19 protein-coding genes are annotated in these 22,217 nt (G+C 44.3%); 10 read left to right on the top strand and 9 right to left on the bottom strand.

Annotation, left to right across the window (positions count from 1 at the left end):
• Positions 1 to 31: 31 nt before the first annotated feature.
• The 3 genes from dut to A8C56_RS16870 all read right to left on the bottom strand — a co-directional run bounded on the left by dut (position 32) and on the right by A8C56_RS16870 (position 1,217).
• A complete protein-coding gene (dut, locus tag A8C56_RS16880) occupies positions 32 to 475 on the bottom strand; it encodes a dUTP diphosphatase (RefSeq protein WP_067758587.1) in 444 nt (147 codons plus the stop codon).
• Positions 476 to 544: 69 nt separating this feature from the next.
• Positions 545 to 1,024: a 2-C-methyl-D-erythritol 2,4-cyclodiphosphate synthase gene (gene ispF, locus A8C56_RS16875; RefSeq protein ID WP_067762187.1), complete on the bottom strand. Its 480-nt coding sequence runs from the start codon at positions 1,022 to 1,024 to the stop codon at positions 545 to 547.
• A 13-nt stretch (positions 1,025 to 1,037) separates the two neighbouring features.
• Entirely contained in the window at positions 1,038 to 1,217 is a 180-nt protein-coding gene (locus A8C56_RS16870) for a hypothetical protein (RefSeq protein WP_067758584.1), read from the bottom strand.
• Between the two features lie 51 nt (positions 1,218 to 1,268).
• Between A8C56_RS16870 and A8C56_RS16865 the strand changes: the two genes are divergently transcribed.
• The 4 genes from A8C56_RS16865 to A8C56_RS16850 all read left to right on the top strand — a co-directional run bounded on the left by A8C56_RS16865 (position 1,269) and on the right by A8C56_RS16850 (position 7,149).
• Positions 1,269 to 2,552 (top strand): UDP-N-acetylmuramoyl-tripeptide--D-alanyl-D-alanine ligase, encoded by a 1,284-nt coding sequence (locus tag A8C56_RS16865; RefSeq protein WP_067762185.1) that lies wholly within the window; start codon positions 1,269 to 1,271, stop codon positions 2,550 to 2,552.
• Positions 2,553 to 2,640: 88 nt separating this feature from the next.
• Positions 2,641 to 3,099, top strand: a complete 459-nt coding sequence (locus A8C56_RS16860; protein WP_067758581.1) for a DUF983 domain-containing protein — start codon at positions 2,641 to 2,643, stop codon at positions 3,097 to 3,099.
• A gap of 58 nt (positions 3,100 to 3,157) precedes the next feature.
• A complete protein-coding gene (locus tag A8C56_RS16855) occupies positions 3,158 to 3,769 on the top strand; it encodes a trimeric intracellular cation channel family protein (protein ID WP_067758579.1) in 612 nt (203 codons plus the stop codon).
• 209 nt (positions 3,770 to 3,978) lie between these two features.
• On the top strand, positions 3,979 to 7,149 hold the full coding sequence (locus A8C56_RS16850) for a TonB-dependent receptor (protein WP_067758574.1): 3,171 nt from the start codon (positions 3,979 to 3,981) through the stop codon (positions 7,147 to 7,149).
• A 751-nt stretch (positions 7,150 to 7,900) separates the two neighbouring features.
• Here A8C56_RS16850 and A8C56_RS16845 read toward each other — a convergent pair.
• The 4 genes from A8C56_RS16845 to A8C56_RS16830 all read right to left on the bottom strand — a co-directional run bounded on the left by A8C56_RS16845 (position 7,901) and on the right by A8C56_RS16830 (position 12,031).
• Entirely contained in the window at positions 7,901 to 8,674 is a 774-nt protein-coding gene (locus tag A8C56_RS16845; protein ID WP_067758567.1) for a succinate dehydrogenase/fumarate reductase iron-sulfur subunit, read from the bottom strand.
• Entirely contained in the window at positions 8,619 to 9,101 is a 483-nt protein-coding gene (locus A8C56_RS16840) for a four helix bundle protein (protein ID WP_067758565.1), read from the bottom strand. The genes A8C56_RS16845 and A8C56_RS16840 overlap by 56 nt, the downstream gene beginning before the upstream one ends.
• Positions 9,102 to 9,250: 149 nt before the next feature.
• Positions 9,251 to 11,227, bottom strand: a complete 1,977-nt coding sequence (locus A8C56_RS16835) for a fumarate reductase/succinate dehydrogenase flavoprotein subunit (RefSeq protein WP_067758564.1) — start codon at positions 11,225 to 11,227, stop codon at positions 9,251 to 9,253.
• A gap of 78 nt (positions 11,228 to 11,305) precedes the next feature.
• On the bottom strand, positions 11,306 to 12,031 hold the full coding sequence (locus A8C56_RS16830) for a succinate dehydrogenase cytochrome b subunit (RefSeq protein WP_067758562.1): 726 nt from the start codon (positions 12,029 to 12,031) through the stop codon (positions 11,306 to 11,308).
• A gap of 181 nt (positions 12,032 to 12,212) precedes the next feature.
• Between A8C56_RS16830 and A8C56_RS16825 the strand changes: the two genes are divergently transcribed.
• The 6 genes from A8C56_RS16825 (at position 12,213) to A8C56_RS16800 (ending at position 19,388) form a co-directional block, all read left to right on the top strand.
• Positions 12,213 to 14,708, top strand: a complete 2,496-nt coding sequence (locus A8C56_RS16825; protein WP_067758560.1) for a tetratricopeptide repeat protein — start codon at positions 12,213 to 12,215, stop codon at positions 14,706 to 14,708.
• 7 nt (positions 14,709 to 14,715) lie between these two features.
• A complete protein-coding gene (locus A8C56_RS16820) occupies positions 14,716 to 16,518 on the top strand; it encodes an HSP90 family protein (RefSeq protein ID WP_067758558.1) in 1,803 nt (600 codons plus the stop codon).
• Between the two features lie 12 nt (positions 16,519 to 16,530).
• Positions 16,531 to 17,595, top strand: coding sequence for a hypothetical protein (locus A8C56_RS16815; RefSeq protein ID WP_067758555.1), 1,065 nt, complete (start codon positions 16,531 to 16,533; stop codon positions 17,593 to 17,595).
• A gap of 325 nt (positions 17,596 to 17,920) precedes the next feature.
• Positions 17,921 to 18,193, top strand: coding sequence for a serine hydrolase domain-containing protein (locus A8C56_RS25325; RefSeq protein ID WP_067758552.1), 273 nt, complete (start codon positions 17,921 to 17,923; stop codon positions 18,191 to 18,193).
• Entirely contained in the window at positions 18,187 to 18,630 is a 444-nt protein-coding gene (locus A8C56_RS25320; protein WP_067758549.1) for a serine hydrolase domain-containing protein, read from the top strand. Before A8C56_RS25325 ends, A8C56_RS25320 begins: the two co-directional genes overlap by 7 nt.
• Positions 18,631 to 18,665: 35 nt before the next feature.
• Positions 18,666 to 19,388, top strand: coding sequence for a DUF3471 domain-containing protein (locus A8C56_RS16800; protein ID WP_067758546.1), 723 nt, complete (start codon positions 18,666 to 18,668; stop codon positions 19,386 to 19,388).
• 265 nt (positions 19,389 to 19,653) lie between these two features.
• Here the strand turns inward: A8C56_RS16800 and A8C56_RS16795 are convergent, their stop codons facing one another.
• Entirely contained in the window at positions 19,654 to 20,946 is a 1,293-nt protein-coding gene (locus A8C56_RS16795; RefSeq protein WP_067758543.1) for an aminopeptidase P family protein, read from the bottom strand.
• A gap of 431 nt (positions 20,947 to 21,377) precedes the next feature.
• Positions 21,378 to 22,214, bottom strand: coding sequence for an endonuclease/exonuclease/phosphatase family protein (locus A8C56_RS16790; RefSeq protein WP_067758540.1), 837 nt, complete (start codon positions 22,212 to 22,214; stop codon positions 21,378 to 21,380).
• Positions 22,215 to 22,217: the final 3 nt, after the last annotated feature.

The raw sequence follows: 22,217 nt of genomic DNA, 5'->3' as shown, positions 1-22,217 counted from the left end.
GCAGTTAAAAAACTGCAGATTGGGCTGGGCATTATTGTTTTCCGGTATGCCCGAAACCTCCGGCCGCCCGAACGGTCTCGCTAAGGGTTTCTGAAGCGATCCATGTTGCCTGTTCCACTTTTTGAACCACCAGCTGTGCAATACGGTCGCCATTGTGGATCACCTGATCCTCATTGGAAAGGTTGATTAAAATTACTTTTACTTCACCCCGGTAATCCGCATCAATAGTACCGGGTGTATTTAAACAGGTTAAGCCATGTTTTATGGCCAGGCCGCTACGGGGGCGCACTTGTACTTCAAAGCCTTCCGGTATTTCCATAAAGATGCCGGTAGGTATTAATGCCCTTTCCAGGGATTTTAAGGTAACGGGGGCTTTCAGTGAAGCACGGATATCCATACCGGATGCGCCTGATGTGGCATATTCCGGCAAAGGGTTTGCTGATTGATTAATGATTTTTATTGCAACTGCTGCCATTATAACAAAGATAAATGCTTGGTACGAATATCATACTACTTTAACACTCTTTAAAAGCGCCTGTAAATTTTATATTTTTTGTAACAAAACAGTGGCCATGGCCATTAGCCCTTCCTGACGGCCAATAGCGCCCATTTCCTCTGTGGTCGTTGCCTTTATGGACACATCATCCGTTGTAACTGCTAATATACCTGCAATGGCCATTTGCATAGAGGGCACATATTTTTTTATTTTGGGCTCCTGTAAACAAAGGGTGCTATCCACGTTGATCACTTTATAACCCTTAGCCAAAACCAGCTTCATAGTTTCTTTTAAAAGAAGTTTGCTGTCAATATTTCTAAAGCGCTCATCCGTATTGGGAAAGTGAAGGCCAATATCGCCCAGGCTTAAAGCCCCCAGCAGCGCATCGCAGATAGCATGCAACAGAACGTCTGCATCGCTATGACCAAGGGCACCTTTGTGATGGGGGATTTTTACGCCGCCGATCCAAAGCTCCCGTCCTTCTGCAAACTGGTGAAAATCGATCCCTGAACCTATTCTGTATGCCATTTCATTTATTTTTTTAACCATCCTGGCCGGTTACCGGCTGATGTATCAACCCGTTAAAATTTTGTACGACGCCAATATAGGCATTAAATTTAATATTGATCAGCATGAAGCGGATAACTGTGTTATTGATCCGTATATGCATGGCTGCTATTGCACTGATGCTGCCTTTGCCAGGGCCCGGATAACTTTGCATCCTGAAAAGATGGACAGCATATCCGCAAGCAGTTTTCTTTATTTTTGTTCAATGAATATTGAGGAAATCTACCAGGTGTATTTGCAGCATCCTGATGTGCAGACAGATACAAGAAAGATAAAGGAAGGGGAGCTGTTCTTTGCTTTAAAAGGCCCCAATTTTAACGGGAACAGTTTTGCACAGCAGGCGGTGGATGCAGGCGCAGCCAGGGTGATTATTGATGAAGCAGCTTATGAAATTCCGGGTAAAACCATCCTGGTTGACGATGTGCTGACGACCTTGCAGCAACTGGCCGCCCATCACAGGGACCAGTTCCGGTTTCCTGTGATTGCCATAACCGGCAGCAATGGTAAAACAACTACCAAAGAGCTGATCCATGCTGTACTGAGCAGCACATACAAAACCTATACTACTACAGGAAACCTCAATAATCATATTGGTGTGCCGTTAACATTGCTAAAGATCAGGGATGATGCACAGATGGCGGTTATTGAAATGGGCGCCAATCACCTGCTGGAGATAAAAGGCTATTGCCGGGTGGCAAAGCCCACCCATGGTTTAATTACCAATGTGGGCAAGGCGCACCTGGAAGGCTTTGGCAGTCTGGAAGGTGTTAAAAAAGGGAAAGGGGAGCTGTATGATTTTTTGCGGGAGCGTGGAGACGGAACTGCTTTTGTAATGTGGGACTATGATTACCTGCGTGCCATGAGCAGGGGCATTGCAACAATTGTCAGCTATGGAACCGGTGAGGCGGATGTTGTGGGTGCCGCAAAGGGACATACTGCTTTTTTAGAAGTCAATTTTATAAAACCAGCAACAACTACTATTCAAACGCAATTGGTGGGCGATTATAATCTGCCGAATGTTTTGGCGGCAACGGCTATAGGGGATTATTTTAATATTCCGATGGAGAAAATAAAAAGAGCTATTGAGCAGTATACGCCCTCCAACAGCCGTAGCCAGTTGCTTGAAAAAGGGTCCAATAAGATTATCCTGGATGCCTACAATGCTAACCCCAGCAGTATGAAGCTGGCTATTGAAAATTTTGCAGATAGGGCCGGCAGCAATAAGATGCTGCTGCTGGGCGCTATGGCGGAAATGGGCGCAGCCTCAGTAGCAGAGCATGAAAGTATTGTGGAACTGATCCGGCGCTATAAATGGCAAAATGTAGTGCTGGTAGGAAAACCTTTTGCACCTTATGCAAATGAGTTCAACTGTTTTGAATCTTCAGATAAGGCTGCGGAATGGATGAAAGGCCATAAGCCGGAAAACACGTTGCTGCTGATCAAAGGGAGCCGCAGCACGCAGATGGAAAAGATTCTGGAAGTTTTATAAATAACGATTGATCATAAAGGGCTCAGCATATGTAAAAAATGGGCAGGCCCTGTATTGTTTGTACCTTTGAGGTTTAAATTCCTTAATTATGAAACCGGAAGAAAGCAACAGAGGGTACCTGGCTTCGGTGTTGGGTTGCTATTGTCCGCGATGCAGGGAAGGGAAGCTGTTTGAACAAAAATTTGCCTTTCGCATAAAGGGTGTCCTTAAAATGAATAAATATTGCCCGGTTTGCGGGCAGCCCACAGAAATTGAAGTGGGTTTTTATTACGGAACCGGCTATGTCAGCTATTTCATTGCAGTGATCCTTACGGCATTGAGCGCTGTTTTGTGGTGGCTGGTAATTGGTTTTTCAACGGAAGACCGCCGCTTTATGTACTGGCTTATTTTTAATTCTGTGGCGCTGATCCTCCTGCAGCCCTGGCTGATGCGCTTTTCAAGAAGCCTGTGGCTATCCTGGTTCGTACCCTACGATCCTGACTGGAGGCATACAAAACCGGAAGATGTTTCTGAACGGATGAATGAAGAGCAGGGAAATAACTGGTAGTGAGATGGAAGATGTGAGCATTGAGATATGAGATATGAGCATTGAATTTTTATAATTTATGTTTTCCAGTACATCAGGAATTATTGAGCTATTGGGCACTATTGCGTTTGCGATTTCCGGAACCTTTTCTGCTATGCAGCGTAAGCTGGATGCTTTTGGGGTGTTGATCATTGCTTTTGTAACATCAATAGGCGGCGGAACGATACGGGATCTGCTGATTGGCGATGTGCCGGTAGCCTGGATGCGCGATGTGCAGGTTTGCCTGGTGATCCTGGCTACTTCTGTAGCCGGAATTATTTTTAAGACCTATATCCGGAAGCTGAAAGTAACCCTTTTTTTATTTGACAGCCTAGGGCTGGGGCTTTTTACAGTGGTGGGGTTACAAAAGGGGATCAATTTCGGGCTGAACCCCGGTATCTGCATTGCATTGGGTACTATTACCGGTTGCTTTGGCGGTATTACGCGGGATATTCTCCTGAACACCATACCGCTGATCTTCAGGAGGGAGATCTATGCAACGGTTTGTATCTTCGGAGGATTGGTTTATTTTTTACTGCTGCACCTGGAGGTGAATGTAGACATCTGTAAGTTCATTGTGATTGCGCTCATTTTTGTTACAAGGATTATTGTTGTGCAAAAAAATCTTTCATTGCCAAAGATCAATTATTAAATAAACAAAACACCCGGAGGATAAAGTATTTAATCAAAAGCAATTATAGAAAATACCTTCCGTTCTCTGACGTTACCGGTTTTTACAGCGCTCATGGTATCCCTGGCGGCGATCTATTAAGTTATCATTAAATCAGTAAGCAATGTACGGGTCATGTATTGCTTGCTGATAAATTTGCCTGCAATTGAAAACCTTATACTCTTCTTTATATGAACAAACATTGCTTTCAATACCTGTTCTTATTACTATTATTATCTTTTATTTCTGCAAATGACCTGATTGCCCAAAACAGCGGTTCATCTATTAGCGGCTTTGTTTTTAATGACAGCAACCAGGTGCTTCCGGCCGCCACCATTATGGTAAAAAACACCAATACCGGTTTTACCACGAATACAGCAGCCAACAATAACGGGTATTTTAACCTGTCTGACCTGCCGGTCGGCACCTATGATATCATAGTATCGCAGGTTGGATATCAGCCTACAACAATATTAAAGAACGTACTGAACCTTGGAGACCACCTGGTGCTTCGAAGAGTGGTATTAAGTGAAAAGGTAAGTGAATTAAGCAATGTAACAGTAGTTTCAAGCAGCTTTAACAATAGTATTGACCGGTTGGGAACCGCTACGGCGATCAGTTCCAGGACCATGCAAAAGTTGCCTTTAGCAAGCCGGAATTATACAGAGCTTACCAGTTTATCGCCGTTGGCCAGCGGCTCGTCATTAGCCGGCGCAAAAGCAGGAGGAACAGGGTATATGCTGGATGGGGTAAGCAACCGGCGTGCAACTTTTGGGGGCGTAACGGATGCAGCATTTTCCATATCCTCGGAAACCATCAGGGAATTTGAAGTGTCAACAAATGATTATGATGTAACCAACGGGCGCGGTTCCGGGGGTGTGGTGAAAGCCATTACAAAATCAGGCACCAATACCTTTTCCGGATCCGTGTGGGGCTATTACGGGGCAAATGCTTTAGCGGCAAAGAAAGACATTTACGGGCACACGCTCAACAGTAAATATAAGATGGATCAGTTCGGTGCCTTATTCAGCGGCCCAGTAATTAAAGATAAACTGCATTTTCTGGTAGCCTATGATCAATACACGAATACGATCCCGTTTAGCGCTTATGATTTTAATACAGCCGGAGCAACACAGGAGCAGGCAGAAAAAAACCTGAAAATTACCAGGGAAAATATGGAGAAGATTGTGTCCATTATGCAGCAGCAGTTTGGATTTCCCGTGGGCCAGGAGTATGGCACCATTAATATTAAACAGACTACAAGAAATGTGTTTGCCAAGTTTGATTATAATATCAATGCAAGAAACCTGCTGACCCTGAAATACAATTACCTGCATTTTGTAGACCCCAATAAATTAAAATCCAACGGGCTGCTTTCCACGCAATATACCGGTATTGAAGAAGATCATGCAGCAATGCTCAGCTTAAGAACAGAGGTTTCTTCTACATCTTATAATGACCTGAAACTGAACTACAGTACCTACCGGAAGTTTCTGCACTTCCTGTACAACCGCGTTCCGGAAGGCTTTGTAACCGTTGGTTCCACATTCAGCGACGGTAGTACGGATACACGCACCGTAGCTTTTGGTAACCAGAACTGGGTGCCGGAAACAGACGCTTCCAATGTGATTCAACTGGTGGATAATTATTACTTTAAAAAAGGAAATGTTGATTTTGTCATTGGTACGGATAACAATATTAACCATATTACTGATCAACTGACACATGATCAGCAGGGACAGTTTTATTACGCAAGTATTGATAGTATGCAAAAGAACCTGCCGTATGAGTTCAACCGTAAAATTCCCCTGAATGGCAATAATCCCCCGGTAAGCGTGCCCCTGTTTGAGTTTGGTTTGTATGTGCAAATGCAAACAAATCTACGCCCTAACCTGAATTTTTCTGCCGGTATCCGCTGGGATGGAACGCTGATCGGCAATAAACCTGCTTATAATGAACAATTGGATAAAGACCTGGGAGTGCGCACAGATGTGCGGCCGTTTGATGCAAAAAATGTTCAGCCCCGTATCAACCTGATCTGGGATATTCATAATAATGGCAGGGATATTTTTAAGTTTGGCGCAGGGCTCTTTGCCTCTGAATTTACCACCCAGCCATTAACATTTGCCCATATTGATAATGGAGTAAACTATCGGCAGGTAGATATCCGCCAGAATGTTCCTGTACCGGACTGGGCTGCTTACCAGTCTGACTTTGATCTGGTACCCGGGGTAGACTATTATAATTCCCTGCCTTCATCGGGCAAGCAACCGGCAACGGTGCTGGTGCTTGATAAGAACCTGAAAAACCCGCTTACTTTTAAAACCAACATCAGTTTCTATCATTACTTTAATGACTGGCTGCGCGCCGGTATCAATGGTTACTTTAATAATACCTGGGATAATTTTTATTTATACGACCTGAACCTGAAATCCCAGCCTGAATTTGTTACCAATGAAGGGCGGGAAGTGTATGTGCCGGCGGGCACGCTGACCAACACCTCCAGCACCAGCTTTATTCCTATTTTACAAAATTCAAGAAAGAGTGCCAATTTTAACCAGGTCCGTTATTTTACCAACGCCTCATGGGCATCCAAATACCTTGGGTTTATGATAGAAGCTGCGGCAAGGATCGGTAAAGACGGATCGTTCAGCCTTTCTTATGCCAGGGGAAAAGCTACGGGTACTCCCCCCTATGATAACGGTGATCCGCGGAACGCCAATTTTAGTGTAGGACCTTCTTACTGGAATTATGGCGAATACGGGAAGAACTGGTACAGCGATGGGGACCAGCCCAATAAACTGGTGGCATTGTTCCTGAGCCCTACATTTTATGGCTTTAGCATCAGCTCTTCATTCCAGCTGTTCCAGAATGCAAGATACACGGTCAATATTAATAAGGATATTATAGGGGAAGGCAATGACGGAACAAGCCTGGCCTATATATATGATCCGAATGATCCGGCAACCCCGGATGCTATTAAAAAGGATATGAACAGTCTTCTGGAGAAAACGAGCCCGGAATTCAGGAAATTCCTTGAACACAACTTTGGAAAATTTGCCGCCTATAACGGGGGCCTCCAGCCCTGGCGGTCTATCTGGAATATGAGTATTGCAAAGGAGTTCAAAATAGCTCAAACACATAAAATTGCCTTACGGGCAGATATTTTTAATGTGCTGAACCTGCTGAACCATGAATGGGGCGGTTACAGCCAGATTGTAAATACAACGCTTTATAATGTTACCGGTTTTGACCAGCAAACACAATCGTATATATACAGCGTTAATCAAAATGCAGGGACAAAGACGAAGACTGCCAGCCCTTATTATTCTGTACAGTTTGGTATAAAGTACTCCTTTTAAAAAGAGAAATAAAACAGCCGTCTGAGAAGAGCGGATGGTTTATCAACAAAAATGTTGCATTTAAGTCTGCCGGCTGTGGTTTATATTGAAATGACCAATTTGCCAGGCTGACATACTCTTTGAGATAACCTTTGTTCCCGCAGGTGCGCCGTTTCATTAAAGCCTGTTGAAATAATACTATTTCGACATTAAAAGAGCACGGTCACCCTGAGTTTTCCATTTGCAAAAACAAAATCATCCGAAACTTCGGATGAGGCGATGACAATCCTTCTTAAGGGTTACCCTGAAGATGTCATTCCCCACCTGTTCCGGGATCTGTTTTTGTTTCAGCGTCTGTTGAGCGATAAATAGATGCCGAAACAATTCCGAACTATCGGAACGGCATGACAAAAGGCAAAATTGATTTCAAAACAATAACACTCTGTCACTGGCAGCCTGACGAAGAGCATTAATATCCATCGATCGAGGCTTCGTCAACAGTTCGACAGGCGCTGTGACAATCAGCCTGACATACCTTCACCTGGTGCAATTTAAAGGTCTAAACGGTATAATAGCCAATGGCTAAAGATACCGTCGTGATTTTTTCCCTGGCTTAAATGGCAAGGCCCGGATAGCTGAACCGCACTGCTATGTGAATCTCCTTATTTCACATCATTATTACCTTTGGCTGCGATCTGTTTTTAAAAGAAGGGCGGGTCAATAAAAAAGCCCGGCATTTGATACTGGGCTTTTTATTATACCGGATCTTTTGTCATTGTTCTTTTGTATCTGAGGCCAGGCCAGCCATCAGGTATTCCCTGTTCAGGCGGGCAATATTAGTGATCTCGATTTCCTTGGGGCAAACCGCTTCGCAGGCACCGGTATTGGTGCAGGCCCCAAACCCTTCTTTATCCATTTGAGCCACCATGTTCAAAGCTCTTTGTTTTCTTTCAGTTTCTCCCTGCGGTAACAGGGCCAGGTGGGAAACCTTTGCAGACAGGAAGAGCAATGCCGACGCATTTTTACAGGCCGCCACACAGGCACCGCACCCAATACAGGCAGCAGCGGCAAAGGCCTTATCTGCGTTTTCCTTTGGAATAGGTATATTATTACCATCCTGGGCGTTGCCGGTGTTCACAGAAATATAACCACCCGCCTGTATGATGCGGTCAAACGCGCTGCGGTCTACGATCAGGTCTTTTACTACTGGGAATGCTTTGGCGCGCCAGGGCTCAACAACAATTGTATCTCCATCTTTAAAAGCACGCATGTGCAGCTGGCAGGTAGTGGTTCCGTGCCAGGGGCCATGGGGGCGCCCGTTAATATACATGGAGCACATTCCGCAAATACCCTCGCGGCAGTCATGGTCAAACGCTACGGGTTCTTTCCCTTCACGCACCAGTTGTTCGTTCAACACATCAAACATTTCCAGGAACGACATTTCCGATGAGATATTGGATACTTTGTAGGTCTCGAACTTTCCGCCGGTTTCAGCGTTTTTTTGTTTCCATACCTTCAAAGTAAGGTTCATATTGTAATGTTCCATATTTTCTATTTAATTGCTCAATTTGATAATTTGAAGATTTGAAAAATGCGTACAGTACAGACCAAATAAAACCGGGTATTTTCCCTTTGGATGAAGAAATGATTTTTGACAGAATTCGTATAATTTCTTCAATAGCTGATTTTAGTGCGGCATCAAAATGATAGCCTTCGCTTCTTTCGCATAAGACCAGCCAATACAAGGTTTCACTGCCCTCTTTTGCAGCAATTTTCATTTTGTGAATAAAGTCAGCCTTACTTTCAGCATTTTGCGCCTCAAATACGTTTGCTCCTATTGATGTTGCTGATCGTAGCAACTGCTTTGCAATCACATACTTCCTGTTTTGTTCAAGAACTTCGCAATATTTAATTATTGCAAGTGAAAAACTGATTGTTTTATCAACAATCACATTTTCTTTATCATTTCTCATAACCTGGGTTTTAATAGGTGAAAGAATAGATTCGTCTCTCTAAAATACCTAATTCCCCGGTTATGTGTTATTTTCAATCTTCACGAGCGATGGTTGAGTATGTCCTACTAATGGACATTTTCAAATTTTGAAATTTCCCGATTTTCAAATTATTTATAATTCCGTTGCGTAGGCTTGATCACCTCATAGCTCAACGGCTCTTTTTCCAGCTCCCAGCTGTTTTCACCTGTTTGTTTCCAGGCAGCTACATACATGTATTCATCGTCATGACGCAGCGCTTCCCCATCCGGTGTCTGGCTTTCTTCGCGGAAGTGGCCGCCACAGCTTTCCCTGCGTTCCAGCGCATCCATGCACATCAGTTCTCCCAGCTCCAGGAAATCGGCTACACGGTTTGCTTTATCCAGCTCAGGGTTCATTTCATGGATGCCGCCGGGTATCCGCACGTTTTTCCAGAAATCGGTCCTCAGGTCTCTTATTTCCTGGATGGCTTCTTTAAGTCCCTCTTCATTACGCGCCATGCCGCATTTTTCCCACATTATTTTTCCCAGACGTTTGTGGAAGCTTTCTACGGTTTGTGTGCCCTGGATGCTCATTAAACGGTTAATGCGCTCATTTACATGTGCTTCTGCTTCAACAAAAGAGCGGTCAGAAACGGGGATGGGTTTCACTGCTATTTCATCAGCCAGGTAATTGCCAATAGTATAGGGAATTACAAAATAACCATCCGCCAGTCCCTGCATCAGCGCAGAAGCGCCCAAACGGTTGGCGCCGTGATCGCTGAAATTGGCTTCGCCCAGGCAAAACAGCCCTTTTACTGTAGTCATCAGCTCATAGTCTACCCAAAGGCCCCCCATTGTATAGTGCACTGCAGGGTATATGCGCATCGGAACCTCATAAGGGTTCTCACCTGTAATTTTTTCATACATATCAAACAGGTTCCCGTATTCTTCCTTTACAACCTCCTTGCCCAGGCGGATCAATGTTTCGGTATCAGGATTCTGTATACCGTGCTTATTGGCTTCGGCACGGCCGTATTTGTTGATCAGGTTGTATTTGAAATCGAGGTAAACCGCCTGTTTGGTCGTACCCACACCATAGCCCGCATCACAACGCTCCTTTGCAGCGCGGGATGCCACATCCCTGGGCACCAGGTTTCCAAAGGCCGGGTACCTTCTTTCCAGGTAATAGTCCCGTTCATCTTCCGGTATATCATTGGCTTTACGGGTATCATTCTGCTTTTTAGGCACCCAGATGCGCCCGTCATTTCTCAGGGATTCAGACATCAGCGTCAGCTTGCTCTGGTGGTCGCCGGAAACAGGAATGCAGGTAGGGTGGATCTGTGTGAAACAAGGGTTTGCAAAATAGGCTCCTTTTTTATGTGCCCTCCATGCGGCAGTAACATTGCTGCCCATGGCATTGGTAGAAAGATAGAACACGTTTCCATACCCGCCGGTTGCCAGCACTACTGCATGCCCAAAGAAACGTTCCAGCTGGCCGGTAATTAAGTTGCGCGCAATAATGCCCCTGGCCTTGCCATCAATTACAACAATATCCTGCATTTCATGGCGATTGTACATTTTTACATTTCCCTGTGATACCTGGCGCTCTAAAGCCTGGTAGGCACCAATCAGCAATTGCTGGCCGGTTTGCCCTGCTGCATAAAAAGTTCTTTTTACCTGTACCCCGCCAAAGGAGCGGTTATTTAATAAGCCTCCATATTCACGTGCAAAGGGAACGCCCTGTGCCACACACTGGTCAATAATGTTCACGCTTACTTCCGCAAGGCGGTGTACATTCGCTTCCCGTGAACGGTAGTCTCCGCCTTTTATCGTATCATAAAAAAGACGGAAAACAGAGTCCCCGTCGTTCTGGTAGTTCTTGGCTGCATTGATCCCCCCCTGTGCGGCAATAGAGTGTGCGCGGCGTGGGGAATCCTGAAAACAGAATGCCTTTACCTGGTAGCCCTGCTCGCCCAAAGAGGCGGCGGCAGAAGCCCCTGCAAGCCCTGTTCCTACAACAATGATTTCTAATTTCCTTTTATTAGCCGGATTTACCAATTTGCAATGTCCCTTATAATCGGTCCATTTATTTTCTAATTTTCCGGCTGGTATTTTTGAATCAAGCATAACTGATTTGAGATTTGAGTCCCGATAGCTATCGGGATGAGATTTCTAATTTAAGATACCAACAATAGCCCCGCTGTGTTAATGGATCCATCCGAAATAAAAGCTTAGCGGCATCAGCATAAATGCCAGGCAGATGATTACGGAGTAAACAACACCTGTTCCTTTGATCAGGTTAATATATTTATGATTGGTCAGCCCCAATGTTCTGAACGCGCTCTGGAATCCGTGTACCAGGTGCCAGAAAAGCGCAATAACACCCACTTCATAAACAATAATGATCCAGGGGTATTGTGTAAACTGATGCTGCATTTCGCCGTAAAGGTCGTGGTATTCCTTACCTCCGGCAGTTCCGGGCGGAACAATCTGGTTGGAAGCTGTATCGATGTACATCGATTCCAGTCCGCCAAAACGGCTGGGAAACCAGAAATCGCTGAGGTGGATCACCAGGAAAATCAACACAAGCGCACCTAAAATGCCCATTGCACGGCTGTTCCAGGTACTGCCCCGGTTGCCCATTTTAACGGCATAGCCAATACCCCGTTTGCTGCGGTTTTGAATTTCCAGAACAATGCCCTGGATAATATGGATCAGAAAAAATACAAAAAGGCCGATCTCCAGTACACGGGGCACCACGGTTGCGCCCATAAAATGAGCTGCTTCATTAAACATAACACCACCGTCATTTGCCCATATACAAGCATTTAATCCGGCATGAACAATTAAGAAAAGGATTAAAAAAATTCCCGACAGGGCCATGGTAATTTTCTTACCCACCGCGGAAGTAAAAAGTTGAGACCAGTTCATATTTTCTTATAGAAGGTGATTAAATTGCCTACAAAGGTAACGCTTAACGGTTAATTTGCTGACAAAAAAATGACAAGTGGGGGATGGATTCAGGTGTTTAAGATCAATTTCTAAAACCCCTTATTTAAAAGTATTCAGGAAAATATTACTTTCGGCGCCTGACCAGAATAAATATTTAATTATGAATAATATTGTAATTTATGAAAAGTACTTTAATAATAGTGTCCAGCCTGATCCCGGTCTTTTAAGCCAGCTGAATGAGAAGAATATCCGGGTGCAGGAAAACTGGTTCCGGGGGCTTGCTTTGTTGGAGCAACTGATCAGTGAGTACCGGGAGGGAGCGCCCAAAGAGCAACTGACCAGTTTATTTGACCTGCTGTTTTATGACGGGGCGGATCATACCGCCAGCGTTTACCTGGATGATGAAGCCTATCAATGGTTTTTTAAAAAAATGACTGAAATATTGGGCAGGTTGGCTGCCCTGTGCCCTGAAGCGGGCCTGGAACTGGCAATTGCATATGTACTTGCAAGAAGAGAATACCGTGATCTGCAGAAATCAGAACAATGGTTCCGGCAGGCAATAACAGCAGGTGTTGAAGCAGCCGCTCCTGTATACTGTTATTATCAGTATGCAGGATTGCTGCCGGGCGCCGATAAAGAAAAGGCGCTTGTAGCAATTAAGGAGCTGGCAGAAAAGGACAACCCCTGGGGAATTATTTACTATAACTATTATCTTATATGGTTTAGCCCCGAGGCAACCCTGACGGAACCATTTTACGCGCTGAAAGAGCATCCGGATAAAAAGATCCGCAAAAATTATTATCATGCTTTGCAGGGTTATTACGGGAGGAAGGAGGAAAAGGAAAAACAGCTGGAAATACTAAAAGAAGGAATTGAAAAATATAACTCTTCTTATTGCCGGTTGGTGCTGACGGATGTGCAATGGCCCGACGCAGGATCAGACGAAGAAAAAGAGGCTTTGCTTGGTGCTATAAAAAAAGCATATGATCTCGGGGCAATAGACGGCGCTGTAAGCCTGGGCTTAAGGTATCTGCCGCAGCAGCCGCAGTCTGCACAGGATTTTGATAAAGCGGTCTGCTGGCTGAAGCAGGCCTGGAAGTATGGGAACAGCTATACTGCCTACCGGCTGGCTTACCTGTATTTGTACAATGAATGGATAAAAGATATTCCCGCAGGATTGGCCTTAATGAAAGCGGCAAAGGAAGCCGGTAGTATTGATGCGGCTATTGAATGGGCCGAAATGCATCTGGAAGGCACGGTAACGCCCGTTAATAAAGAAACTGCATATGCCACTTTTACGGAGCTGCATCAGAAGGAGATTCCCTATGCAACCTACCGCCTGGGTAATTTTTATGAATATGGCGAGCCGGATATGGGCATTGCAGCGGATCTTACAAAGGCATTGGAGCATTACAAACAGGCGGCTGACAAAAACCTGCCGGTGGCACAATATAATACCGGCCGGTTTTTAAAATACGGCTTTGATGATACACCTGCGGATATGCCCGCAGCGCTTTCTTATTTTACAAAGGCTGCAGCGGGCAATAACGCACAGGCTTATGTGGAATTGGGTCTTTATGAAGAATCAGGCGGGCGGCAGGATTATGCAAAAGCCTTTGAGTATTTCAGCAGGGCAGCGGCAATAGGATACCCTTATGCCAATTACCTGAAGGGCCTGTACCTTGAGTTTGACTATCACCGGTCCGGACAAAAAGACCCTGCCGGGGCATTTGCCTGTTATGAATATGCAGCTGGTTATAACGAAATAAATGCGGTTTATGAGCTGGGGCGTTGTTATAAATTCGGCGTGGGTACAGAGCAGAATTATGATAAAGGGTTTGAATATTTAAAGAAAGCAGCTGATGCCGGTTATCCCAAAGCACTGGCCGAACTGGCTTTGAGCTATGAACGTGCAGAAGGGGTTGCGGAAGACCGGGAAAAAGCGGTCGGATATATGGAAAAAGCGGCTCAGCAGAACTATGTATATGCTCAGTATGCCGTAGGACGTTATTATTTACATGGCTATGCGCAGCCTGATGCTGAAAAAGGACGGGAATGGCTGGAAAAAGCGGCTGAACAGGAGCATCCGTATGCGCTGCTGGAACTGGGAGATTATTACCTGTTTGATTATAACCGCCTGGAACAATACGATAAAGCAATTGATTATTATAAAAGGGCAAAAGAACAGCAGGTCTTTTCTGATGGATTGGGCCTGTGTTATGAATACGGCATTGGAACAGAAGCTTCCCCGGCTACAGCTTTTAATGAATATACATTAGCAGCGGAATACGGGAACACGAATGCGAAATACCGCCTGGGAAAATGTTATTATGATGGTTATGGAACCGACAAAAACCTGGAAGCGTCTTTCCGGTGGTTCAGCGAGAGCGCCAATGAAGGGAATGATAACGCAAAGGTTGCCTTGGGGCGGCAATATTTAAAAGGGGAGGGAGTGCAGCAGCAACCGGGAAAGGCGGTGGAATTATTTAAAAACGCCGCTAACAATGAACTGGCCAATGCCCAGTTTGAACTGGCCAATTGCTACCTGATGGGAGAGGGGGTTGATGAAGATGAAGACCAGGCCCTGTACTGGTTTGAAAAGGCTGCTGAAAACGGGCACGAAGGCGCAAAAAAAATAACAGGTAAAAGAAGATAGGCAATTTATGGAAACTGTAAATAATGAATATTATTCTTTTCAGGTGAACCTGCAGGGCATGATCAGCCTGCTGTCAGAACATTTGTACAGCAACCCGGGCACATTTATAAGAGAGCTGTTGCAGAATGCTGTTGACGCTATTGCCGCTTTCCGGCAACTGGATGAGCATTTGATTGGTGATATCCGCATTACATTACCCGATGCAGGGCCTGCCGGCAATCCATTCGTTTTCCAGGATAACGGCATCGGCTTAAAGGAAAACGAAATACATGAATTTTTATCGGTTATTGGTGAAAGCTCAAAACGGAAATCAGCAGAGGATGCGCGTACCTTTATTGGAAGGTTCGGCATCGGTTTATTATCCTGTTTTGTTGTAAGCGATGAGATCTGTATTGAAACGCGCTCGGCATTTGACGCCACCGGGTTTCGGTGGACAGCTTTTAATGACGGCCGCTACCGGATCGAGACCCTGCAGGAAACAATGCCGGTTGGCACAAAGGTCTGTCTTACACCCAAGAAAAGCCATGCCCATTTATTCAGACCGGAAAACTTTATTCCCCAGATAAAGTTTTATGGAGATGCATTGCCCGAAAAAATAACGATCAGGACAGGTAAAGAAGAAAAGGTTTTAAATGAGCAGCCGCCTGTCTGGCTTCATCCCGACACTTCAAAAGAAGCATTATTACAGATGGGCAAAGAGCTGTTTCAGACCAGTTTTATTGATGCCGTCCGGTTGCGTACTGAAGCAGGGGAATGTGAAGGTGTTTTGTACATCCTGCCCTACAAAACGCAGTTTTCTGCCAGACAGCATCATCGCATTTATTTGAAAAGGATGCTGTTAAGTGAGGCGGATAATGGTCTGCTGCCCTCCTGGGCCTTTTTTGTAAAAATGGTGGTGAACAGTAACACGCTTAGTGCTACTGCTTCAAGGGAATTCTTTATGCAAAATGACCTCCTGCGCGCTGCAAGAAAGGAAATAGGGAAAGCTTTAAAGAGTTATCTGAAAAATATCCGGAATATTGACTTTGAGATTTATCAGAAGATCATCCAGATCCATTTCCTGCATCTGAAAGCGATCGCAGCGGAGGATACCGAATTCCTGTCACTGATCCTTGATGACCTCCCTTTTGAGACCAATAAAGGCTTCCGTACCTTTAAGGATATCAGGGAGCATTTTCCTGTTATTTATTATTGCGCGGATTATGAGGAGTTCAGGCAGGTGCAGCGTATTGCAGAATACCAGGGAGCGCTGGTTGTAAATGTGGCGTACACTTTTGAAGAGGACCTGATAAAGAAAATTAAAGGGATGCAGCCGGAACTGAATATCCGTGAAATGTCTTCGTCGAAATTGCTGGAAACATTTACTGACATCAGCGAAGACGAGAAAAAAGCATACCGCGCTGTTTTAAAAAAGCTGGAGCAATACACAAAACCTTTTAACTGTGTAATGCAGCTGAAATATTTTGCCCCGGCAGATACGCCTGCCATTTTTACGAGGGGAGATGAAGATTTTACTTCAGCCACTATAAAAAAGATAAAGGCAAATGATAATCCTTTTGCCGGGGCATTGGGCAGTATACAACAAAGAGCAGAAGCGGTAAACACCTTTTGCCTGAATATGAATAATGGCCTGGTAAAGAACCTCCTTACGATCGACGATGATTATATGCTGCAGGCTATTACCGAAGTGCTGTATGTACAGGCATTACTAATGGGGAAATATCCTGTAAGCGAAAAACAGCTACTGCTCTTTAACAATGCGCTGCATTCATTGCTGGTAATGGGAATGAAAAATTTTATTCAGATTTAAAGGGTAAACACCATGTATACATTAAAGATCCAGAAATTATTAAACCAGGTAGAAGGGTTGGCAACGCCTGAGGAAAAAATAAAGCTTTTGTTACAGGCCATTAAAATTGCCGATGAGAATGAAGATATAGAATGGGGATATGACCTGCGCCTGATGTTGATTGAAGAAGAAAGGGATGTGGCTTTTTCCAGGGAATCGATTCCCGCCTTTGCATGGGTACTGAAGGCCTGCGATGAAAACCCGGATCTGTTTTCAGAAACCGATTTTTTGTGGCAGTATAAGTGGATGATGAGCGATCTGTATGATAACCCGCTTGTTTCCATAGAACAGCTTCAGGCGGCACTGGAAGATTTTAAAACCAGGCTGCAAAGGAATGGGTATGGTCTGCGGGCCTACTATAATGAACTGTACAGCGATGCGCTTATTCAGAAAGACCCTGTATTGATCCGTGCATTTGCAGAGCAACTGAAAACTGTGGAAAGGGATGCCATGAGCGATTGCCAGGCCTGTGAAATGGATGCGGACGTAAGCGCTACGCTGGAACTGGATGGTTTTGAACAGGGGCATGCACAGGCGGTTCCTTTATTAGAGAAACAATATACCTGTGTACATGTGCCCATGCGTACATTGGTAAACCTCAGCTATCACGCGTATAAAAACGGACAGCCGGATATAGCCAGGAACTTTTCTGATAAAGCAGAAGAAGAGCTGGCAAAGCTGGCCAATGACTCTTCCGCAATCTTCTCGGAAGTCAAGCTGCTGATCTGCAAGGTGACCGGGGATCCGGCAGGGGTAAAAGAACGCCTGGAACAATTGATCCCAAAAGTTGTGGGGAGCAAAAGCCGCAAAATGTTCCAGATGACTTTGTCACTTTTGGAAATATTGCCGCAGTTTCCGCAGGAAGTCGTGTTTCATCTGGTGTTGCCGGAAGAACACGGCCTGTATACCGGTAAAACAGGATACACCCGTAATGAGCTTATAGCACATTTCAGCAGGGAAGCAAAGGAAATAGCCCGTTTATTTGATGAAAGGAACGGGAACCGGAATTTCAGCAAACAGGTGGAACAGCTATTATGATCCATAAACGCCTGGAACAAAAGAGCGACCCATCAGCCGCTTTTCTATTTAGGGATTGTTGAATAACCGGAAAGCCTTATGCACTTATTAGTCAACAGATCAACAAAGCCTGCACGCTTGGCCAGCATACAGCCATTTAATCTCAATGCAATCATAATTTTCTCCCTGATTTTCTAAAACCGCTTTAACTTAGTGTAGTAATAATTCAAAAGTTAAACGGATTAAGTGGAGAAAATACCCAAAGCAAATTGCAGGTTCAAAAGAAAAACCCCACTTTTCGTAAAGTGTGTATGTTAAAGAAATCAACCAGATGTAATAGCCATAAATGAAAAAGATATTCATCGTTCTATTCGTAACCCCGAATTTGCTTTTTGCGCAATACCAGACTGATTCGCTTGATGTTTTTATCGCAAAAGAAGTGGCCGATTATCATATTCCGGGGCTTGCAATTGGTATCATCAAAAACAATCAGGTTGTTTTTAAAAAGGGATATGGTGTAAACAGCACAGTTAATGGTACTCCCGTAACAACACAAACTGTTTTTCCAATTATGTCATGTACCAAAGCTTTCACAGCCGCTGCCATAGGTGTTTGGTAGACGAAGGTAAAGTTGACTGGAATGATGAAGTGATCAAATACCTGCCGGATTTTAAATTAAGCGATCCATGGATAACCAAACATATTACCTTTGCTGATATTTTAAGCCATAGGTCAGGGTTGGAAACTTTTGAAGGAGATTTGCTCTGGTATGGATCTGATTATTCCAGGCAGGAGATTGTAAGAAGAATACAATACAGTGCTATCCGGAATCACTTCCGGGCTGATTATGGCTACCAGGATGTAATGTATCTCGTGGCGGGCCTGATCATTGAAAAAGTTACAGGGCAAACATGGGATCATTTTATAAAAGAAAAATTCTTTTCACCGTTATTCATGCAAAATAGCTCAACAAGTATCGTACAAGTGATAAAGAGCAATAATTATGCGCTGCCTCATTTTAGAAATAGCCCCCATACCAATAGTAAACGTGGATAATATGGCACCTGCAGCAGGTATAAATTCAAATATTGATGATATGCTCAGATGGCTGCAGGCATGGATTCATAAAGGCGTTTTTAAGAACAGGCGTTTATTATCTGAAGATAGTTATATATGCTATAACCACCCCCAAGATACACTTTTCAAATACATCTGATGACGGATATGGCTTCGGCTGGAACATAGAACTTGAAAATGAAAAAAAGATATTGACACATGGGGGTGGTATGCCTGGTTACAAATCTTATATAACCATTATACCAGGTGATAGTATAGACATAGTGATACTAACCAGTAAAATCACCTACTTTAATGAAGAACTTGCAGATGTAGTAATAAAATGTCTGAAAGGCAATAGGATTAACTGGCAGCATACGGATGCGGATTTGTATGGCAAGAACTTTCATTTTTCATGGGACGAAGACGATACGGATACGGCTTACAGGTCACATATATCTATTCCGGACTTTTCAATATACGAAGGAGAATATGAAGACAGTGCATATGGTAAAGCCCTTATAAGAGAAGAAAAGGGAAAAGCATTTTTGGAGTTGCTGCCGTCTAAAAATCAGTTCTCCGGTTATTTATATTTTTTGAGTAAGGATACATTCAAAATTGTATTCAATGATCAGTTTGTTCCTGCAGGAGAAGTAAGATTTGAGATGAACAAAAATGGAAACCCCAAGGGTTTCCGGCTTGCTATAAACAGTAGCGATTTCCTTTTTAAGTACCTGCATTTTAAAAAAAGCAAATAGCTCAAATGCCTGCAAAAGCTGCGAATAAAGACCCAGGACTGACCAAAAAGTCTGTTTATAATAGAGTGTCGTTCTGTCAGCCGGTTGACGGATCAGAATCTATTGACAAGCAATCGCTATTTTAGATGCTGAAATAAATTCAGCATGACAAAAGGGGCTTTTTGGTCAGCCTCGGCGATAGACCTTGGTCCGATGATCCGGATCATGTCTTATGAACCAAAAAAATGCCATAGGTGTCTTAAAAATAATTTTGCCCGGCCTTTTATCAGCTGTTCATCAGCCTTTCAATATCATCCGCTTCAATGGGCATTGTTTTCATCAGATCTACATTACCGCTGCGCGTCAGCAGGAAATTGTTTTCAATCCGTACGCCCATTTGTTCCTCTTCAATATAAATGCCGGGTTCAATGGTCAGTACCATCCCCGCTTTTAAAGGAGTGTGGAAATTAGGAGCCAGGTCGTGCACATCAATACCCAAATGGTGGCTGATGCCATGATAAAGGTACCTGCGATAAGCCCGGTTGGCCGGATCTTCGTTTTTTATGTCTACTTTTGTCAGAAGGCCCAGTTTTATAAATTCTTTGGTCGCCTGGTCGCCTACTTTTTCATGATAGGTGGCAATACTGATCCCCGGCTTCAGGATAGAAGCGCAATAACGGTGTATTCTTAAACAGGCATCATATACGGCGCGCTGGCGTTTGGTAAACCTGCCGTTAACAGGAACGGTCCTTGTCAGATCCGCATTATACCCCCCATATTCGGCACCAAAATCCATCAGTATCAGGTCGCCATCCTTGCATTGCTGGTCGTTACTGATATAATGGAGCACTCTTGCATTATCACCGCTGGCAATAATGCTGGCATATCCTTCACGGGTAGCGCGGTTGCTCAAAAAGGAATGAACGATCTCTGCTTCAATTTCAAATTCCCAAACCCCCGGTTTAATAAATTGCAGTAAACGGCGGAAAGTGGTTTCAGTAATGGCTATGGCTTTATTGATTACTTCTACCTCTTCCGGTGTTTTAATAGCCCTCAGCTCTTTCATAAAAGGCGCCGCTCTTAAGTAATGGTGCAGCGGGTATTTGGCCTGTAATTCTTTTATATAACGGTACTGGCGGGTTTCAATTGTAGTACCTTTGCGGTCATTTTCATTGGTATCCAGGTATATGTTCTGTGCCGAATGAATCCATCCCTGCAGCAGCCCTTCCAGCGCATCTGCCCAAACCACTGTTTTCATACCACTAATGGCTGTAGCTTCATGAGCGCGCAAACGCCGGCCATCCCATTTTTCCTTAAGCTCGTTCGGGCGAACCAGCACCAGCACCTCGCGATACTTCGGATCCGGATGATCCGGATATAAAATAACCATCGTGTCTTCCTGGCCAATACCCGACAGCCAGAAGATGCTGCTGTTGGGCTTGTATTTATAAAGCGCATCACCGTTTTCCGGCATTTCATCGTTGGCCCAAAAAAGAGCGATGGAGTTTTTCTCCATTTTATCAACAAAACGTTTGCGGTTCTTAATAAAAATTGCAGGATTAAGAGGTAGATATTTCATGAATTGCTACTGATTTATTTTTTTCAAAGATAAAGTAATTGCAGGAACCCCGTTGCCGGTTTTGCAAAGCTACAAATGCACCAATAACCGCTGATGAGGGTTGGTACTAAAGCGGATCCTTTTAAAGTTTCGCCACCGTTGGTGTTGAGTGCGGCTTATGCATGAAGGAAAGGTACCAGCGGCATAACAGCGTTTGTTGGTGTTTCTGCTATCGCTGCGAAACCGGGACGTAACACCAACAAAGATGCGAAATATAGGCTTCTGTGGAGCTCTGAAATTTTTAGTAGAATATGGCCTGCTCCAAAATGAAAAAACAAAGCTGTATCAAAAATCATTTTAGGACGTAATGTCGTTCTATACTTGGTACAGAATCTATTGGCAATCATAGCTTTTTTTAGATGCCAACCTCGGTTTACTATTGATCCGGCTGATTAAAAACGAATGAACGCCTCCACCGGAAAATGGTCTGACGGAAACTTTCCCCGGTAGGTATCTGTTAAAATCCCCCATCTGGATGATTTTCCGTTCCTGCTGATGAAAATGTGATCAATCACATCATCCCGGTCAAGCGTTTTGCCAAATGCATTAAAAGAGGCATTATTGGCATAGGGGTATTTTACATCTTTATACGTGTCTTTTAGTATGTCTGAACTGGCGATGCGCTGGTACCAGTCGGAGCTGCGGTCTCCGTTAAAATCGCCAGTAAGTACCACGTTATTCTTGCCTGCAATCTCCCTGATCTTTTTCAGCATCAGTTTCCCGCTTTCCACCTGTGCAATCTTTCCCTGATGGTCAAAATGCACATTAAAGAAATAAAATTGTTTTCCGGTAGCTTTATCTTTTAAAAGCACCCAGGAGCAGATACGGTTACAGCATTCCGCATCCCAGCCTTTGCCCGGCTTGTCCGGTGTTTCGGAAAGCCAGAAGTCGCCGCACTTCAGCAGGGCAAACTTTTCTTTCTTATAAAAGACCGCAGAGTGCTCTCCTTTATCGCCGCCATCATCCCGGCCTTTACCATAGCAGGTATATTCAGGCAGCCCGTTTGCAATGTCATCCAGCTGGTTCTTCAGCCCTTCCTGTGTGCCAAACACGTCAAAATCATGAAAGCGGATCAGGCCGACAACTGCGACAGACCGGTCTTTCCATAAATTGCCCGTATCTCCCGGGTTGTCATAACGGAGATTATAGGTGGCTATGTTCAATGTCTGGCTGTACGAACACAGAAAGCAAATAAAAAACAGAAAACTAAAAAGGCTTCTTTTATACATTGG

The sequence above is a fragment of the Niabella ginsenosidivorans genome, from assembly GCF_001654455.1.
Taxonomy (GTDB): Bacteria; Bacteroidota; Bacteroidia; order Chitinophagales; family Chitinophagaceae; genus Niabella; species Niabella ginsenosidivorans.
This window is presented reverse-complemented; position numbering and strand designations above follow the sequence as displayed.

Excerpts from the sequence above, each read along its gene's own strand:
- dut (WP_067758587.1), bottom strand. The coding sequence starts at position 475 with ATGGCAGCAGTTGCAATAAAAATCATTAATCAATCAGCAAACCCTTTG.
- A8C56_RS16865 (WP_067762185.1), top strand. The coding sequence starts at position 1,269 with ATGAATATTGAGGAAATCTACCAGGTGTATTTGCAGCATCCTGATGTG.
- A8C56_RS16835 (WP_067758564.1), bottom strand. The coding sequence starts at position 11,227 with ATGCTTGATTCAAAAATACCAGCCGGAAAATTAGAAAATAAATGGACC.
- A8C56_RS16825 (WP_067758560.1), top strand. The coding sequence starts at position 12,213 with ATGAATAATATTGTAATTTATGAAAAGTACTTTAATAATAGTGTCCAG.
- A8C56_RS16815 (WP_067758555.1), top strand. The coding sequence starts at position 16,531 with ATGTATACATTAAAGATCCAGAAATTATTAAACCAGGTAGAAGGGTTG.
- A8C56_RS16855 (WP_067758579.1), top strand. The coding sequence starts at position 3,158 with ATGTTTTCCAGTACATCAGGAATTATTGAGCTATTGGGCACTATTGCG.
- A8C56_RS16850 (WP_067758574.1), top strand. The coding sequence starts at position 3,979 with ATGAACAAACATTGCTTTCAATACCTGTTCTTATTACTATTATTATCT.
- A8C56_RS16790 (WP_067758540.1), bottom strand. The coding sequence starts at position 22,214 with ATGTATAAAAGAAGCCTTTTTAGTTTTCTGTTTTTTATTTGCTTTCTG.
- A8C56_RS16820 (WP_067758558.1), top strand. The coding sequence starts at position 14,716 with ATGGAAACTGTAAATAATGAATATTATTCTTTTCAGGTGAACCTGCAG.
- A8C56_RS16870 (WP_067758584.1), bottom strand. The coding sequence starts at position 1,217 with ATGCAAAGTTATCCGGGCCCTGGCAAAGGCAGCATCAGTGCAATAGCA.
- A8C56_RS25325 (WP_067758552.1), top strand. The coding sequence starts at position 17,921 with ATGAAAAAGATATTCATCGTTCTATTCGTAACCCCGAATTTGCTTTTT.
- A8C56_RS16845 (WP_067758567.1), bottom strand. The coding sequence starts at position 8,674 with ATGGAACATTACAATATGAACCTTACTTTGAAGGTATGGAAACAAAAA.
- A8C56_RS16860 (WP_067758581.1), top strand. The coding sequence starts at position 2,641 with ATGAAACCGGAAGAAAGCAACAGAGGGTACCTGGCTTCGGTGTTGGGT.
- A8C56_RS16830 (WP_067758562.1), bottom strand. The coding sequence starts at position 12,031 with ATGAACTGGTCTCAACTTTTTACTTCCGCGGTGGGTAAGAAAATTACC.
- ispF (WP_067762187.1), bottom strand. The coding sequence starts at position 1,024 with ATGGCATACAGAATAGGTTCAGGGATCGATTTTCACCAGTTTGCAGAA.
- A8C56_RS16840 (WP_067758565.1), bottom strand. The coding sequence starts at position 9,101 with ATGAGAAATGATAAAGAAAATGTGATTGTTGATAAAACAATCAGTTTT.
- A8C56_RS16800 (WP_067758546.1), top strand. The coding sequence starts at position 18,666 with ATGATATGCTCAGATGGCTGCAGGCATGGATTCATAAAGGCGTTTTTA.
- A8C56_RS16795 (WP_067758543.1), bottom strand. The coding sequence starts at position 20,946 with ATGAAATATCTACCTCTTAATCCTGCAATTTTTATTAAGAACCGCAAA.